Source organism: Flavivirga aquimarina (assembly GCF_030540835.1).
GTDB classification, from domain to species: Bacteria; Bacteroidota; Bacteroidia; order Flavobacteriales; family Flavobacteriaceae; genus Flavivirga; species Flavivirga aquimarina.
The window spans coordinates 226592-242883 of sequence record NZ_JAUOEK010000120.1; the positions used below are offsets into that span (position 1 = coordinate 226592).

At 32.2% G+C, this 16292-nt stretch carries 18 protein-coding genes; 6 read left to right on the forward strand and 12 right to left on the reverse strand.

The features are described from left to right. Positions 1-6: 6 nt before the first annotated feature. Genes Q4Q35_RS12395 through recR form a run of 3 tightly spaced genes read right to left on the reverse strand, consistent with a single transcriptional unit; the run spans position 7 to position 1813 of the window. Positions 7-615, reverse strand: a complete 609-nt coding sequence (locus Q4Q35_RS12395) for an HAD family hydrolase (protein WP_303278296.1) — start codon at positions 613-615, stop codon at positions 7-9. Then, positions 590-1195: a phosphoribosyltransferase gene (locus Q4Q35_RS12400; protein WP_303278297.1), complete on the reverse strand. Its 606-nt coding sequence runs from the start codon at positions 1193-1195 to the stop codon at positions 590-592. Before Q4Q35_RS12400 ends, Q4Q35_RS12395 begins: the two co-directional genes overlap by 26 nt. After that, positions 1196-1813: a recombination mediator RecR gene (gene recR, locus Q4Q35_RS12405; protein WP_303278298.1), complete on the reverse strand. Its 618-nt coding sequence runs from the start codon at positions 1811-1813 to the stop codon at positions 1196-1198. It abuts the gene before it with no gap. 122 nt (positions 1814-1935) lie between these two features. Here recR and Q4Q35_RS12410 point away from each other — a divergent pair, with 122 nt between their 5' ends. Beyond that, entirely contained in the window at positions 1936-3399 is a 1464-nt protein-coding gene (locus Q4Q35_RS12410; RefSeq protein WP_303278299.1) for a sodium:solute symporter, read from the forward strand. On the opposite strand, the gene Q4Q35_RS12415 is transcribed toward Q4Q35_RS12410, so the two are convergent. The 8 genes from Q4Q35_RS12415 to Q4Q35_RS12450 form a co-directional block, all read right to left on the reverse strand. Next, a complete protein-coding gene (locus Q4Q35_RS12415) occupies positions 3370-3720 on the reverse strand; it encodes a CoA-binding protein (protein WP_303278316.1) in 351 nt (116 codons plus the stop codon). The genes Q4Q35_RS12410 and Q4Q35_RS12415 overlap by 30 nt on opposite strands. Positions 3721-3798: 78 nt before the next feature. Beyond that, positions 3799-4011 carry a hypothetical protein gene (locus tag Q4Q35_RS12420; protein ID WP_303278300.1) on the reverse strand — a complete coding sequence of 71 codons (213 nt, stop codon included), beginning with the start codon at positions 4009-4011 and terminating at the stop codon, positions 3799-3801. Between the two features lie 110 nt (positions 4012-4121). Further along, on the reverse strand, positions 4122-6134 hold the full coding sequence (locus tag Q4Q35_RS12425; RefSeq protein WP_303278301.1) for a hypothetical protein: 2013 nt from the start codon (positions 6132-6134) through the stop codon (positions 4122-4124). Positions 6135-6304: 170 nt separating this feature from the next. Continuing rightward, positions 6305-6544: a tail fiber protein gene (locus Q4Q35_RS12430; protein ID WP_303278302.1), complete on the reverse strand. Its 240-nt coding sequence runs from the start codon at positions 6542-6544 to the stop codon at positions 6305-6307. A 34-nt stretch (positions 6545-6578) separates the two neighbouring features. Next, entirely contained in the window at positions 6579-6974 is a 396-nt protein-coding gene (locus tag Q4Q35_RS12435; RefSeq protein ID WP_303278303.1) for a hypothetical protein, read from the reverse strand. Continuing rightward, positions 6967-7176 carry a hypothetical protein gene (locus tag Q4Q35_RS12440; protein ID WP_303278304.1) on the reverse strand — a complete coding sequence of 70 codons (210 nt, stop codon included), beginning with the start codon at positions 7174-7176 and terminating at the stop codon, positions 6967-6969. Before Q4Q35_RS12440 ends, Q4Q35_RS12435 begins: the two co-directional genes overlap by 8 nt. 277 nt (positions 7177-7453) lie before the next feature. Further along, on the reverse strand, positions 7454-7630 hold the full coding sequence (locus Q4Q35_RS12445; RefSeq protein WP_303278305.1) for a hypothetical protein: 177 nt from the start codon (positions 7628-7630) through the stop codon (positions 7454-7456). 23 nt (positions 7631-7653) lie between these two features. Continuing rightward, positions 7654-8061, reverse strand: a complete 408-nt coding sequence (locus Q4Q35_RS12450) for a hypothetical protein (protein WP_303278306.1) — start codon at positions 8059-8061, stop codon at positions 7654-7656. Positions 8062-8372: 311 nt separating this feature from the next. Between Q4Q35_RS12450 and Q4Q35_RS12455 the strand changes: the two genes are divergently transcribed. Together Q4Q35_RS12455 and Q4Q35_RS12460 are read left to right on the forward strand one after the other, a co-directional pair. Beyond that, positions 8373-10853 carry a TonB-dependent receptor gene (locus Q4Q35_RS12455; protein ID WP_303278307.1) on the forward strand — a complete coding sequence of 827 codons (2481 nt, stop codon included), beginning with the start codon at positions 8373-8375 and terminating at the stop codon, positions 10851-10853. A gap of 329 nt (positions 10854-11182) precedes the next feature. Beyond that, the gene (locus tag Q4Q35_RS12460; RefSeq protein WP_303278308.1) at positions 11183-11323 is read left to right on the forward strand and encodes a hypothetical protein; all 141 of its coding nucleotides are present in this window, start codon (positions 11183-11185) and stop codon (positions 11321-11323) included. Positions 11324-11513: 190 nt separating this feature from the next. Here the strand turns inward: Q4Q35_RS12460 and Q4Q35_RS12465 are convergent, their stop codons facing one another. Continuing rightward, complete coding sequence (locus Q4Q35_RS12465) at positions 11514-12518, reverse strand: 3-oxoacyl-ACP synthase III family protein (protein ID WP_303278309.1); 1005 nt, start codon at positions 12516-12518, stop codon at positions 11514-11516. A gap of 372 nt (positions 12519-12890) precedes the next feature. Between Q4Q35_RS12465 and htpG the strand changes: the two genes are divergently transcribed. The 3 genes from htpG to Q4Q35_RS12480 all read left to right on the forward strand — a co-directional run bounded on the left by htpG (position 12891) and on the right by Q4Q35_RS12480 (position 16036). Further along, positions 12891-14804 carry a molecular chaperone HtpG gene (htpG, locus tag Q4Q35_RS12470; RefSeq protein WP_303278310.1) on the forward strand — a complete coding sequence of 638 codons (1914 nt, stop codon included), beginning with the start codon at positions 12891-12893 and terminating at the stop codon, positions 14802-14804. Positions 14805-15130: 326 nt separating this feature from the next. Beyond that, on the forward strand, positions 15131-15469 hold the full coding sequence (locus Q4Q35_RS12475; RefSeq protein ID WP_303278311.1) for a type II toxin-antitoxin system HigB family toxin: 339 nt from the start codon (positions 15131-15133) through the stop codon (positions 15467-15469). 6 nt (positions 15470-15475) lie between these two features. Continuing rightward, the gene (locus tag Q4Q35_RS12480; RefSeq protein ID WP_303278312.1) at positions 15476-16036 is read left to right on the forward strand and encodes a transcriptional regulator; all 561 of its coding nucleotides are present in this window, start codon (positions 15476-15478) and stop codon (positions 16034-16036) included. Positions 16037-16292 lie beyond the last annotated feature (256 nt).

Genomic DNA, 16292 nt, shown 5'->3' on the forward strand with positions numbered 1-16292 from the left:
AAACCTTTAACTTATTACTTCAAAGGAAATTGAATTTTGTTTTAGCATATTTAATAATTCTTCATGTGGGTTTACAAGAATATTACTTCTTGCTATTTTTATAAGCGGAAAATCATCTATGTGATCGGTAATAAATGTATCGACTTCATAAATGTTTTGGCTTTCTAAATATTTTAAAACATTTTCTTTTTTATTGACTTTACTATTTTCAAAAGTTTGATCGAACTTAGCGTATGGAAAATCTGTACCCAAACAAACCAAACCTTCATTTTTTGCTATAATATTTGCATAACATGATGGAGCTGCTGTTGCTAATATTTTAACATTAAAAATAGTATCTTGAAGATGTGGAATATCCTTTTTTTTAGACGAAATAGACTTTACAAAAGCTTCATAATTAATGTCATTTCTGTTTTTAAGTAATCTTAAAACATTGTATTTCATTTTTTTATGCGATACATATATTCTAGAACTAATTGCAAAGCATAACTTAACAAGTAAGATTATTTTAATACGCTTTACACAAAATTCAATAAGATATTTTATAAAGTAATGAAACGTATTTATTGTAAATAGTGTTCCATCTAAATCAACTACTAAAGCTTTTTTTTTCAAAATCTTTTCCTTTATAATCTTTAGACCACGGATATCTAACTAAGCTATTTTTAAACAAATAGTAATCTGGTATTACAATTGAGTTTTCTATTGTCCAAGAAATTACTGCTGTTTTAATTTTTGCTTTTGGAAACTCTTTGATTAAATGATTTTTAACAATAAACATTGTCCTACCCGTATCAACTGCATCATCAATTACAAGAATATTACCTACAGTTTTTTTTGAGTTTGAATTAAATTTAAAATCAATGTTACTATTAGATAGATTATCTAAATTTAAAGTATCAATTGATTTTTTTGCTTTATTAGACTCATATATTCTAAGCCAATTTGTAACACTATAAGGTAACGATTTTAAAATAGCCTTGATGAAATAATTATTTTTCAATCTGTTACTTCTCTGAAGTATTATTGATTCAAATTGAACACCTTCAAATTTTTTTACTTTTTTAATATCATTAAGCACATAGCCTCCACCATTTAGAATCCCTACAATAATGTCTGGATTAAAATCTATTTTAGAAATTAATTCAGCACTTTTTTCAGAAAAAGTCTTAATATTTAAAGTAGTAATTTTCAATTATAATTTTAAAGAACTTTCAAATGGCACCCTATCTACAATGCTTCTTCCTAAAGTAATTTCGTCTGCATATTCCAACTCATCACCAACCGAAATCCCCCTTGCAATAGTAGATGTTAAAATTTGGTATTCTTTAATTTGTTTATATATATAAAAATTGGTAGTGTCCCCTTCCATCGTCGAGCTTAACGCAAAGATTAGTTCTTTTATTGTGCCCTCTTTAACTTTTTTTACTAATGACTCAATATTTAGGTCATGAGGCCCTATACCATCCATAGGGGAAATCTTACCTCCCAACACATGATACAGTCCTTTAAATGAGCTCGTATTTTCTATTGCCATCACATCTTTAATATCTTCTACAATACATATAACACTTAAATCCCTATTTGGAGTGGTACATATTTCACAAAGATCTTGATCACTTATATTATGACACGATTTACAAAATTTAACATCATTGCGCATAGTCTGCAAAGCTTCAGAAAGCGCTATAGTTTGCTCTTTTGGTTGCCTTAGCATATGCAACACTAAACGTAAAGCCGTTCGTTTACCAATTCCTGGTAATTGCGACATTTCATTTACTGCCCGTTCTAATAATTTTGAAGAGAATTCCATTTACGCGAATTTAACATTTAGCCCCGAAAAACCACTAATTTTAATCAATTCTTTTAAATTACAGGCTTCATTTGGAATTTGAGACTTAATATTTGTAATTTCAACACTTAAAATTTCTTTCAATGTCTGCAACACAAATCATGCTACTTATAGCAGCTTACTTCGGGGTACTTATTCTCATATCATATTTAACTGGCAAAGAAGATTCTAATGAAACTTTCTTTAAGGCTAAAAGACAATCTCCCTGGTTCGTTGTTGCTTTCGGAATGATAGGTGCCTCACTTTCAGGAGTCACTTTTATTTCTGTGCCTGGCTGGGTTGATGCTTCTCAATTTAGTTACATGCAGGTTGTTTTTGGATATTTAGCTGGTTATTTTGTTATAGCATATATATTGCTTCCTATATATTACAAACTTAATGTGACTTCAATATATCAATATTTAGAAAGTCGTTTTGGGGTAGTTAGCTATAAAACAGGTGCTTTTTTCTTTTTTATCTCTAGAGTTTTAGGAGCTTCCTTCCGATTATATTTAGTTGCTATTGTATTACAAAAATTTGTTTTTGATGCTTATGGATTTCCTTTTTGGGGAACCGTTACTATTTCAATCTTGTTAATATGGTTATATACTTATAAGGGAGGTATTAAAACTATTGTGTGGACAGATACCCTGCAAACTTTATTTATGCTTGTTGCGGTTATTATAGCAATCATTTTAATTACCGATAAATTAGATTGGAGTTTTTCAGAGTTTTTGGCTTCTGATGAATTGACGAAATACAATAAAACTTTTTTCACTGAGTCCTTTTTGGCAAAAAATCATCTTGTAAAATCTTTTCTTGGTGGCATGTTTATTGCCATTTGTATGACTGGTTTAGATCAAGATATGATGCAAAAAAACCTTACCTGCAAAACGCTTAAAGATGCACAAAAGAATATGGTTTCTTTCAGTTTAGTTTTAGTTGTTGTTAATTTTATTTTCTTGTTGCTTGGAGCTCTTCTATTTATTTATGCTGATAAATTTAATATTGCAACACCTATGCTAGACGGAAAAGTAAAAACCGATTTGCTATTCCCCGAAATAGCCTTAAACGGAGGTTTAAGCATATCATTAGCAATAGTATTTTTACTAGGCTTAATTGCAGCTGCTTATAGTAGTGCAGATAGTGCTTTAACATCGTTAACCACATCTTTTTGCATAGATTTTTTAGGCATAGAAAAAATTGAAGCATCCAAACAAAAAGGGTTACGAAAACGCGTTCATGTATTGATGAGCATCATTCTCATTTTTGTTATTGTAGCTTTTAAATATATTTTAGACAGTAATGTTATAGATAACCTTTTAAAAGTTGCCGGTTATACTTATGGTCCGCTACTCGGGTTATTTGCTTTTGGAATTTTTACCAAATTTAAAGTTATCGATAAATACGTTTGGCTTGTTACATTAATATCTGTTATACTGTCCTATCTAATTGGAAAAATTCCAGCAGAACAAATTGGAGGCTATGTTATTGGTTACGAACTTCTAATAATTAATGGACTCATTACATTCTTAGGTTTAATATTGATTCGTAGCGAGCAAAACTAAAGTACAAGAAGCTTCAAAAGCAATATTATGTTCCTTTAAAAGCTTATAAAGTTCAGGGTTTTCTGTTCCTGGATTAAAAATAACACGTTTTGGTTTTAATGATAAAATATAGTCATAATAGTCCTTTTGTCTTTTGGCATTAAGGTATAAAGTTACTGTATGCACGTCATGATATGCTAATAATTCAGTATCAATTTGTACATCAGAAATATTTCCCTTTTTTAAACCAAAAGCCACTACTTCAAATTTATTAGCAATTAATCTTTGAACCGCATAATTAGAATACCTATTTGTATAATCGGCGAAACCAAAAGTACAAATTCAGAAGCTGTACTAGCAAATTTTTCGTTTGTTTTTGAAATCTATTTGTGTATGTATTAAGTCTCTGAATTTGATGAATTAAATTTCAAATCTTAAGAACATTTCCCATATTTTAGCTAAATGTTCTTGTGTTGGTTGTGAATATGGATGTAAATCATCTTGCATCCAAATTTGTGTTAATGTCAAGTTTTGAATTACACCTCCGCTTTCAATCCAAGTAGTACTATTTTGCCAATAGCCTGTGGTAGACACCTCTTGTTGTGAAAATCCCGCTTTCTCCCAAAGCTTCAAACTAGGGAATCCCCAATAATGAAATAAAATTTCTTGCGCCTTGTAAATACGTTCTTTTCGGTCGCTTTCATAATGTCCTATGAGTATTATTTTTGCACGTGGATTATAGCTTAAATAATATCTATAAGGTAGTTCATTGCACCATTAAATGTGCTTCTATCATTTCTAGTTTCGGGAATTGAAATAGCTGCATTTTCATCTGCATCATAAGATGTTGCTACTAAATCATTATGCCCATGATCTAAAATAAAATAATTTGGCATTTCCACGAAATCAGGATGCAAACTATCTAAGTATTTGTTTACTAGTTTTCGCTCATGCGAAAAGTCTTTTATTTGCTCTTCTGTATAATAGTCAGTTATTGCACTTGTAGGCGATGCGCCACTAATTAAATCCCTCCATCCATATGAACCGCCCGTAATATTACCATTAGCATCTAACCCATTAGTCCAGTTGTCAATTAAACTTTGCTTATCTGCTAACGTGTGCGATAGAGCCTTTAAACAATTATCTAATCCTAAATCTTTGAAATTTCCAGTAACTCCATGAAAAGCCCTTGCCATTGAGCTTGGTACTGCTTCGTTATAAGTTGTCATACCTAAGTTTTGCCCAACTATTTGTGGATAACCAGTTGCGGGTATTGAAGTGCCAAAAACCACCATTGACTTCTTTTTTTTTGAAGAGCTATTTAAGTGCTTTAAAGAACTATTGACATAGGCTTTAGGCGCAATATCTAAAATACCTTTTTCAATCAAGCCATAAGGATATACTGTGGGAAATCTTGAGGTAGTCACACCTATTTTTGCAGTTCCGTTTGGTGGGTTTAATTTTACTCTTTCGTAAAAACGAATACTGTTATTGGTTCCTGTTAACTCATTACCTAAAAAAACATCATTTTCGTCAAAATAAACAACTCCAGCAATTCCAGTTCCTGCAACATTACCTGTAAAATAATAGTTATCTTCTGTATTATGCATATTGTACATTCTTGAATGACTTGCTCCATTTGAAACAAAAGAACCATTATTTTTATCATAATAACCGTTCTCCAATTCATCTGTAGATACTAGACTATCCTCATAGCCTAATGCTTGTGATAGGATTTGATTTTGTTTTATAGCTGAAGCAAAAACACCTATAGGTTGTTCTGATACAGTTGCATAAGGAAATTGTGTAGGGAAATAAGCACTTGTTGTGCCTATTTTAACAGTTCCCTGTGGTGGGTTCAAAGGCACATTTTCATAGGTTCTTGTGTCGTTATTTCCTTGTGTATATTCATTACCCAAAAAAACATTATTTTCATCGAAATAAACAACAAGAGGAATTATACTTCCAGCTACATTTCCAGTAGCATATAATTTTTTAGAAATATCAATATTTGTGTAAAGCCTTGTCCTATAACCCCCATTAGAAACTAAATCACCACTTAAATTATAGTAATTACTAGGGTTGTCTGTAAATGTTTCTACCTCAGTAATTTCGCCCGGATTTGCTTCGTATATCTCTCTCTTTTGAGTTTGAACTTCATCGTAAACCGCTTTTCCAGCGACTGGCTCGGTCGTATTATTTTGGTCGATGTTTTGGGCTACCGAATAACCTACAAATTTATAACCATTTGTCTCTGTCGATAAATAAATGTAGTCGCCATCATCACCAGTAGCAGGATTGTTTTTAATTCTGAAAGGTGTATTATTGGATGGTAAAGGATTTACTGCCATAGCAGAAGCTATGGTTGTATAGGTTTTCCCAGCACCATCCAAAATACTCTGTATCTCACGGTGTAGGTCATCTGCCGTACCATTGTATAAACCTTTTTCTAGCTTTATTGATATGTCATTAACTAAATCTTGAACTGTACTATTAAAAGTTTCTGTTTTTAGCAAGACGTTTAAACGATCCACTAAAGTCTCTATCTGCTCTATTGGCAACCTTTCACTTTTATGCCAAAGTGATTGTATAAGTTCTTTAAACTGTGTTGAATTTGGGAAAGCCCCACTTTCAAAATAACTAATTAATGTTTCTACTGGTGTCATGCTTTGTGTTTTTTCTTCAATATCTTTTTTTTCTTGTCCGTATGAACTTAAAACTAATAATGTGAAAGCTACCAATATAAACTGTCTCATAATTTTTTATTTTCAGTAAAAATAGAAAATTATGAGACAGTTTATACTGATGTCATAGTTTTAATATTTTACTTTAATTATAAATGCTTCAACAAAATAAGGCGGACGGTTCTCGTGTGCCTCATTATTTCCAATTCTATACTCTACGTTTGCCGCACCTGAATCTGATGCTACTCCCTGCGTTCTTTAGTTAAAGTGACTTCATCCAAACCGCCAGTTTGTCCAACTGCATTATAATCACCGTTTCCTGAATATCCAACTAAAAATTTTTCTCTTAAATCGGGGATTTTAAACTGTGTTGTACCTACAGCCCCAAATGAAGTACCTATGTTTTCAAACAGTTCAGGGTATTCGTCAATATTTAGCGCACGTCCATCACAAAGCATATAGTTTTCGGGTATTTTATCCAAATAGCCACACCATCCAGCTCTGATACCCGGAGGATCACCTTTGATATCCTTTACACGTTGCCAAAGTTCCTGATTGCTTATTATTCTTTGGAAGCCTGACCAGTTTAAGTCTCCTAGCTGAAAAAGTTGCGTGACGTGTTACATAGGCATCTGTATAGTTAACTTCAAAAGCTGACACGGTCTCCCTATCTTCAATAATCACTATTTTATCAGTCTTTAAACCGCCTTTAAATGGTATTAATTCACCAGCAATGACCACGTATCCATCAGTGACATTATTGGCGTTATCCTCCTCACATCCGCTTAACACATAATTGTCGCCACCTAAAGCAATCATCTTTGATAATAACTGCATTGTGTTTTGCATAAAATCTGCTGATTTGATAGTAAACGGAAAACTATCCTGCTGTGCAAAATTTATCTTATCCATTGATTATCCTGTATTTTTTTGATGGTAGTTTGTTTTTATCTACAATCGATTTTAGTAAATCCTCTTGGCTATTGGTAAGGGTATAGCCAATTGGTAAAACAACTTCAAAATTGATATGACTTACTAAAAGGTTACCATCATTTTGAAGTAAAAAGAGCGTTGTATCTCCAATCATTTGAGGTTTGTCCTGCTCTTGTTCCATAGCAATAGATCCTCATAATTTGGTATCACATTTCTTAATACGATCCTTTTTTGGTAAGGGTCAAACCATTTGTTTATCAATGCCTGTAACTCGCACTTTTGAGACTTTACACTCGTTTCGTGATTATTGATAAACTCAATAAATTCATAGTGTATCTTTTGGAGCTGTGAGGCTATGATATTGGCTAATGCCATAAAGTTCGGTTTGCGCTGTCTTATAGGCAAGAGCTGCACAAGAAGTTTATAAAAATCTATGTTGTAAAAATTCTGCATTAGCATTAGTACTTTATGTAGTTGATTTGTAAATCTTCATCACTTATGTATAGATGACCAGCATAAGGTGTGTATCTACCATTTATTATCTGCCAGCTTATATCTCCATATCGGTATGCTGAGTGTGATACTTCAGCGATTTTTACTGCTGGTAATTGCTGTAATGTATCGATCAATCTCATATCGATATACTCCTCATTAAAGTTCAAGTTTGATAAGTATGTTTGTATCGCCTCGCCTCCTTTACAGGTTCTTTTGAACTGTTTAACTCGATACCATTCTCATTTAAAAGTGTCGCATTATACCATACATCTAAGGTCAATTGTAAGTTATCAGGAACTTCATTTCTGATGGTGATGGGTTGCTTATTAGTATTAGCAATCTTGATATATAAAGTAGATTTGTCACTCTCCTCAACTGCAACGGCAAATTTGATAATCTTACTTTGTTCTATCTCGGCATCGGTTAACTGTGAATTATCATAATAATCCTTACCCTCTACCAGCTCATATCCATACTGAAAATCTAAAGCCTTTTGTTGGTACCAGTTAGTGGTACGGCGTTCTTTCTCATTGGATTGAGATAGTACCTGCTCTTTGAATATTTCAAACATCTCACACAGGTTTATAAGGGCAAAACTAAAAGTTCCACAAAAAAAGGGCTTTAGCGAGTTTTTAATATTAATTTGGTTTTAACACATCAAGAGTTTATTATAAAAAGGGCGTGAAAAATGTTAATTTCCTTTTATTATGGGGCTTTTAGTTTCGCCTCTTATATTTGGCTTTAAAGATGCTCCCAATACCAATGTTTTTTTACTCATATTGTTAAAAAAATGTTAAGAATTACAAATACAGTAACACAAATGTTCGTTTGTCGTCTACTAAATATATCAATCAATCAAAAAAACAAATCAGACTACTTCTAATGAAAAAATCATTTTTGCTATGCCTTTTATTGGTTACAATAACCATACAGGCGCATTCAACAGTTACGAAAAACAATGTTGACAAAACAGGGTCTATTACCGGAAAAGTATTAGACGCAACGTTAAACCAACCCTTACCTTATGTAAATGTAGTCATTAAAAATGCATCCGGCGACATACTAACCGGTGGTATTACTTTAGATGACGGTACTTTTAAAATTGAAAAAATAGCCGAAGGAAATATTATTGTAAACATTCAATACATAGGCTATAAAACGTATACAAAAAGCGTCACTCTTGGCAGAGGGAATTATAAAGTTAACTTAGGCAATATTCTACTTGAAGAAGAAACCGAAGGTTTAGATGCAGTTACTATAATTGCAGAAACATCAACAATACAGCAAAAAGTAGACAGAAAAGTTATCACTATTGGTAAAGACTTAACAACTGCTGGGGCATCGGCAAGTGATATTATGAATAATATTCCATCTGTAAACGTAGATCAACAAACTGGGAATATTAGTCTTCGAGGCAACGAAAATGTACGCGTTATGATTGATGGTAAATTAAGTAATGTTCCAATTGCTCAATTATTAAAACAAATACCCTCGACTTCTATTAAACAAATTGAATTAATAACAAACCCTTCAGCTAAATATAACCCAGAGGGTATGAGTGGTATTATCAATATTAAATTGCATAAAAACACACAACAAGGTTTTAATGGTAATTTTAATGTTGGGTTAACTAAAGAAATTTTTGCGAAATTCAACAGTTCAATCGATATGAACTATCGAAACGGAAAATTCAACTTTTACGGCAACTATGGAAACAATATTGGTAAATTTGATAACTTCGGAAATATTGAGCGTTTAGACGATAATTCAAGACAAGATTTTAAGTTTGGAAACAACAATAAATCGCACTTATATAAAGTTGGTGTTGATTTTTATATGAATGACAAAAACACGCTATCATTCTTCACCAATCAAAATATCTTTGATGGTAGTGGTTTCGGCAATACTTTAATAAGTTTTCCTAGTGCTACTACACAAAGTCAGTTGTTTAACAATGTCTCCGACAATAATTCTGAACAATACAACTTAGCATATAAACATGAATTTAATGATGAAGATGAAACATTAGAAATTGAAATAGATTATAATGATTTCGGACAAAATGAAATTGCCAATTTTGACTTTGTTAATTTTAGCTTTCCACCAAATTATGTTGACAATGTAGATACGGAACGCAATCAAACAACAGTTAATATAGACTATGTTAAACCTCTAAACGAAAAAATAAAAATTGAAGCAGGGTTACAAGCCCTTTTATTTGATTCTGATATAGGTTACATGTCTACAGGGCAAACGTTTTCTAGTGAAGGCGATATTATACCAACCCCTAGTACCGATTTTGAATACAATAGAGATATTTATTCTGCATACTTCACGTTTTCTAAAAAATTAGAAAAATGGAATTATCAAGTAGGAGCACGTATTGAACATGTTGATGAGACTGCAGATGCCTTAAGCATTTTTAGTAACAATACTACAGAGTTAATCCCTTTTGAAAATGATTACTTTCAAGTATACCCATCTGCTTTTGTAACCTATACTGCTTCAGATAAAAACTCGTATCAATTGAGTTTTAGTCGTCGTGTCGACAGACCTGGTTTGCAACAAATAAATCCTATAAGAGAGTGGAGCACACCACGTGTTTCTTCTTTTGGAAACCCCGAACTCTTACCTCAATTTACTAATTCTATTGAGACAAACTACACCAGGCAATTAAAAAACGGTAGTATCACTGCTGGTGTTTTTTACAGAATTATTGAAGATAATATTAGTAGAGTTGTAAGAATAGATAGAACGAATATCCCTGCTGCAAATGCCATTTTATCTTTTGGTAATTTTGACAATACTTCTGCTTTTGGTGTCGAATTATCGTCGAATTATCGCCCTACAAAATGGTGGAGCTTAAACGGAAGCTTTGATTTATACTCACAAACCCAAAATGGGATAACAGAATTTATAAATACTACCGATATAGAAAATGCCACTGAGGCTGATATTGAAAGCACAAAAACCGAGGTAACCAATGTTATATGGAATCTTAGACTGTTTAATAATTTTAAGGTTTCAAAAAAATTAAGTTTATCCTTGTTTTCTATGTATCGAGGGGAAGAAAAAGGCATTCAATTTACCAGAAAACCTATGTTTACAGTTAATACTGGCCTTCGATATAGCTTCTTAGAAGATAATCGAGCTACTTTTAGTTTTAACTACAGTGATATATTAAATACGATGCAATTTGAATTTGAAGCCCATACACCATTCCCAGCATTTGGAGATTTTAATTGGGAAAGTAATACATGGAATATTGCATTATCATACCGATTTGGAGGTGGTAAATACCGTGCTTTACGCAGAAAACAAAGAGATAATAATACAAAATCCGGAAGCGGAGGTTTCCTATAAAAACATTTAGTAATCTGCATAATAGTTGATGGTTAATATTTATGCCAGATTATTGAATAAAAAGCCCGAAGCTTTAAAGCTTTGGGCTTTTGCTTTTTTAAAAAATTACAAACACATACAATAAGCACAATAATTTAACGTTAAACGTAATATACAATCTAACCAAAACGAAATAATTATTTAGAGTTAGTCGTCTATATGCATTAAAAAATTCGTGATAAAAGATTTGTATAATTAAAAAACTCGTTATTTATATTTCGAGTTTTTTTTATTAGTGAACTCATCTTGACTTTTTGTTTTTAACCGAAAATGAGATAAAATTTGTTCAGATGAGACACTTTTTGAAAAGCATAGCATCGCTAAGCATAAAAAAAGTAACGAAATATGGGCGAATTTTAGCCGTTCCTGCCGGCAGGCAGGTTTTAGGAAACAGAAAAAGTCAAGATGATTTCTATGTTAAAAAAAGTTAAATAATAGAAGTTTATGCAATAATATAAGACTTTGCTCGTCTAACTTATAAGACAGACATTCTTCACAATTGGTTAGTGTTAGTTTAAAGTCGGTTAATAGCTAAGAAAAACCCGAAACTAAATAAGTTTCGGGTTTTTTGTTTTTTATGTTTAGAATATGAGATCCTGAAACAAGTTCAGGATGATGCCATCACCATTTAATAATAGCACTACCCCATGTAAAGCCACTACCAAATGCAGCTAGTACGACATGGTCTCCAGCTTTTATTTTATTTTCTTCCCAAGCCTCAGTTAAAGCAATAATAACAGATGCAGCTGTAGTATTGCCATAGTTCATAATGTTATTAAATACTTGATCGTCTCTTAAAGCAAATTTCTTTTGAATAAATTGCGCAATTCGTAAATTAGCTTGATGTGGTATTAAAAGGTCTATATCCTCTTTCTGCAAGCCATTCTTCATTAAACCCTCCATAATAACTTCGCTAAAACGTACCACAGCATGTTTAAAAACAAACGTACCATCCATATAAGGAAAGTATGATAAATCTTCTTCTTTAGATTCTAAAATTTGCGGAACCCAATGCTTTATACTTGGAGATTCTACAATAAGTTTATCGGCATATTTCCCTTCGCTGTGCAAGTGTGTAGACAAAACGCCTTTCGTTGTATCTTTTTCTCTAGATAGCACACAAGCCCCTGCTCCATCGCCAAAAATAACCGACACACCTCGTCCTCTCGTTGTTTTATCTAATCCATTACTATGATATTCTGCTCCTATAACAAGAATATTTTTATACATCCCAGTTTTAATAAATTGATCGGCAACAGATATCGCATACACAAAACCAGAACATTGATTTCTAATATCGATAGCTCCAATATTCTTCATATCAAGCATGTCTTGAATCTGTACGCCACAACCCGGAAAATAATAATCTGGTGTCATGGTTGCAAACACAATAAAATCGATAGCATCTTTGGTTACCCCAGAACGTTCAATGGCAATTCTAGCAGCTTTGGCTCCCATAATAGCAGACGTATCGTTAGTGCCTTCTTTTATCCAACGGCGCTCTTTTATACCAGTACGTTCCTGTATCCATTCATCATTGGTATCCATTAACTTAGACAAGTCGTTATTCGTTACAACATTATCCGGAAGGTACTTTCCTAAGCCTATTATTTTCGAATTATACATAGTATTTTTTACTTTAGGTAATAGCAAAATACAATAAGTGCCATTAAATTCCAATTATTAAAAAATGAAACCTCAAAAAACCAATCCAAATAAAAAATTCTAACAATCATGCTCAAAACATTAAAAACTAACATATTTAAGAGCTAAAGTTTTTGGGTTAAGCCTTTAAATTTGGACTTTAGAATTCGAAAATTACTTTTCGTCAGAAAAGTTGTGTCAGTTTGTCACATTTTAACTCTTGGTACTTTTTTTGTCTAATTCATAAAGACGTTAAATTAAATATAAACCATTTTCTGCCGGAGTTTATCTTGAGCACCCGCCTGCCGGACGTGCAGGTAAACAAAAGGAGGAAATAACAATAAATTATTCATTATGACAAAAGGAAATATTAATGTTTCGGTAGAGAATATCTTTCCTCTCATTAAAAAATTCTTATACAGTGACCACGAAATTTTTCTACGTGAGCTAATTAGTAATGCTACAGATGCTACTTTAAAATTAAAACACCTTACTAATGTAGGTGATGCCAAGGTTGAATATGGAAACCCTCAAATAGAAGTTAAGGTCGACAAAGAGGGCAAAAAACTTCATATTATAGATCAAGGTTTAGGTATGACCGCAGAAGAGGTTGAAAAATACATCAATCAGGTCGCTTTTTCTGGAGCAGAAGAATTTTTAGATAAATACAAAGATTCTGCTAAAGATTCTGGAATTATTGGTCATTTTGGTCTTGGTTTCTATTCAGCTTTTATGGTGGCCGAAAAAGTTGAGATTATAACAAAATCTCATCAAGATGAGCCGGCAGCACATTGGGCATGCGATGGTTCGCCCGAATTCACTTTAGAAGCATCAGATAAAACAGATAGAGGTACAGAAATCATTCTACATATTGCAGAAGATTCTACCGAGTTTTTAGAAGAATCTCGTATTAGCGAATTGCTTTTAAAGTATAATAAGTTTATGCCTATTCCAATTAAATTTGGAACTAAAGAAATAAACGATCCAGAGCACGAACCTAAAACGACAAAAGATAAAGACGGTAAAGAAACGACCGAACCTCATAGACAAATTACGGTAGATAACATTATAAACAACCCGAATCCGGCATGGACCAAACAACCAGCCGATTTAGAAGATCAAAACTATAAAGACTTTTACCGCGAATTGTATCCTATGCAATTTGAAGAGCCTTTATTCAACATTCACTTAAATGTAGATTACCCGTTTAATTTAACCGGTATTTTATATTTCCCTAAAATGGGACAGGATTTAAACATCCAGAAAGACAAAATACAACTGTATCAAAACCAGGTTTTTGTAACCGATAATGTAGAAGGTATAGTGCCAGAATTTTTAACCATGTTACGTGGTGTTATTGATTCTCCAGACATTCCATTAAACGTATCTCGTAGTTATTTACAAGCCGATGGTGCCGTAAAAAAGATCTCTTCTTACATTACCAGAAAAGTAGCCGATAAATTAAAATCACTGTTTAACAACAGTCGTGAAGATTTTGAAGCAAAATGGAACGATATTAAAATCGTGATAGAATACGGAATGCTTTCCGAAGAAAAGTTCTTTGAAAAAGCAGATACTTTTGCATTGTATCCAACGGTAGATGGTTCTTATTACACCTACGAAGAGTTATTCAACAAAATAAAAGCAAAACAAACCGATAAAGACGACAAGTTGGTGATTCTTTATGCATCAGATAAAGACGCACAACACAGTTATATTGAAACTGCCAAAGCAAAAGATTACGAAGTGTTGTTATTAGATTCTCCTATTGTATCACACTTAATACAAAAACTAGAATCGGCTAAAGAAAATGTAACATTTGCACGTGTAGATGGCGACCATATCGATAATTTAATTAAGAAAGACGACACCACTATTTCTAAATTAGACGAAGACCAGAAAAAAGCTTTAGACGAGGTTTTAAAAGAAGTAATTCCTTCAGAGAAATTCATGGTACAACTAGAAGCTATGGATAGCGATGCATCGCCTTTTATTATTACTCAACCGGAGTTTATGCGTCGTATGAAAGAAATGCAAGCTACCGGAGGTGGTGGCGGTATGTTTGGTATGGGTAACATGCCAGAAATGTACAACTTGGTGGTTAATACAAATTCTGCTTTAGTAGGTGAGATTTTAGAAACCAAAACTAAAAAGAAACAAGAGCGTTTAATTAACCAAAGCTTAGATTTGGCACGTTTATCTCAAGGTCTTTTAAAAGGCGAAGAGTTAACAAACTTTATTAAGCGTAGTTATGAGATGATCAAGTAGCTTCGACTACGCTCAGCTACCGAGCTGTCATTCCTGTGTGGTCACTGAGCGAAGCCGAAGTGAAGGCAGGAATCTCATGAAGCTTATCTAAAACATTTTCGCTTTCGCGGAAACCCATAAAACCAAAACCACTTTGTACAAACAAGGTGGTTTTTTATTTATTTGTACGAAAATTTTTATAAATTTGCTCGACTTCAGATATAAAAGCAACTTATAATAAGCTTATTTAAGCATTAAAACAGTTTTATATCAAGTCACTATAAATAAAACAAAAACTTAAAGTTCGGAATATATACGAACTTTACATATATTTGTATAAGTAAATAATGAGATTAACTAATAAGAAAACTCTAGAGAAGTTTAAAAGAAAAAATAAAGGAAATATTAATTTAGCTAGAGCTGTTGATAAACTTATTGAAGATATTGAAGAAAATGATTGGAAAAATCAAACCGAGCTAAATAGGTCAAGGTCTGATGCAGATTGTGTACATAGTGATGGTTTTTATTTTTTCAATATATCTGTTCATAGAACAATGATTCTAATTGAATTTGATGATGGAGAAGCATCTGTTGTTTGGTTAGGAAATCATAAAGAATATGAAAGTCTATTTAAAAATAATAAGGGCACAATTAAAAAATGGTTAAAATCTAATAATTGGATTTAAAAAATTATGAAAACACAATTAGACATCATAGAATTAATTGAACTTGGAGAAATCAAAAATGAATTAGATTTTGAAAGAGCTTTAATTGCAGATAGAAAGTTAAGAGTGCTTTCTAAAGAGAATCCAAAGTTTAAAACGCTTCGAAAAAAGCTGAAAGATTTAATTGAAGCCTATGAAAATAAAAATTGGTCTCCAGATTCAAGAATTAGCAATGAAAAATTACGTGAAAGTGATGTAGCCGAATTAATTGCCGAAAAAGAAAGACAATTTATTGAAAAAAGAAAAAAATTAATAAAAGCTAAACTAAAAAAGCTAAATTTAAATCAACAAGATTTTGGAGTCATTTTAGGACATAGAAGTAAATCCTATATTTCAGAACTAATGAATGGTATATGCCCTTTCTCTTTAAAAGATTTAATAATTATTAATAGACTTTTTAAAATTGATTTAACAGATTTAGTCCCTACTTTTTTACCACAAACTGAACGGGTAAAAATAAGAACTTCTATTAAAAAACTCGAAAACCCAAAACTTAAATTAAGCAAAGAAGATTTTGTTTTAGTATAAATACTACTTAACAAATTTCTGTATAGCGCATAGCTACCAACTCATCATATAAACTAAAATGTTTTCGCTTTCGCGGAAACCCATAAAACCCGATAGCGCGGACTCGATAGCGCGTATTTGTAATCCGTGCCCTACTTATCCAATTAATTTTATACTTTGTAGAAAAATTAAAATATGTCTACAAAATATAAAGCAACAATGACCGACACTGGTTATTTTATAACCATAACTACTGTAGGTTGGATAGATGTGTTTA

What these genes read in the sequence shown, in the direction of transcription:
- recR (WP_303278298.1), bottom strand. Translation starts at nt 1,813, where the DNA reads ATGGAATTCTCTTCAAAATTATTAGAACGGGCAGTAAATGAAATGTCG.
- Q4Q35_RS12410 (WP_303278299.1), top strand. Translation starts at nt 1,936, where the DNA reads ATGTCTGCAACACAAATCATGCTACTTATAGCAGCTTACTTCGGGGTA.
- Q4Q35_RS12425 (WP_303278301.1), bottom strand. Translation starts at nt 6,134, where the DNA reads ATGAGACAGTTTATATTGGTAGCTTTCACATTATTAGTTTTAAGTTCA.
- Q4Q35_RS12435 (WP_303278303.1), bottom strand. Translation starts at nt 6,974, where the DNA reads ATGGATAAGATAAATTTTGCACAGCAGGATAGTTTTCCGTTTACTATC.
- Q4Q35_RS12440 (WP_303278304.1), bottom strand. Translation starts at nt 7,176, where the DNA reads ATGGAACAAGAGCAGGACAAACCTCAAATGATTGGAGATACAACGCTC.
- Q4Q35_RS12445 (WP_303278305.1), bottom strand. Translation starts at nt 7,630, where the DNA reads ATGAGATTGATCGATACATTACAGCAATTACCAGCAGTAAAAATCGCT.
- Q4Q35_RS12450 (WP_303278306.1), bottom strand. Translation starts at nt 8,061, where the DNA reads ATGTTTGAAATATTCAAAGAGCAGGTACTATCTCAATCCAATGAGAAA.
- Q4Q35_RS12455 (WP_303278307.1), top strand. Translation starts at nt 8,373, where the DNA reads ATGAAAAAATCATTTTTGCTATGCCTTTTATTGGTTACAATAACCATA.
- Q4Q35_RS12460 (WP_303278308.1), top strand. Translation starts at nt 11,183, where the DNA reads ATGAGACACTTTTTGAAAAGCATAGCATCGCTAAGCATAAAAAAAGTA.
- Q4Q35_RS12465 (WP_303278309.1), bottom strand. Translation starts at nt 12,518, where the DNA reads ATGTATAATTCGAAAATAATAGGCTTAGGAAAGTACCTTCCGGATAAT.
- htpG (WP_303278310.1), top strand. Translation starts at nt 12,891, where the DNA reads ATGACAAAAGGAAATATTAATGTTTCGGTAGAGAATATCTTTCCTCTC.
- Q4Q35_RS12475 (WP_303278311.1), top strand. Translation starts at nt 15,131, where the DNA reads ATGAGATTAACTAATAAGAAAACTCTAGAGAAGTTTAAAAGAAAAAAT.
- Q4Q35_RS12480 (WP_303278312.1), top strand. Translation starts at nt 15,476, where the DNA reads ATGAAAACACAATTAGACATCATAGAATTAATTGAACTTGGAGAAATC.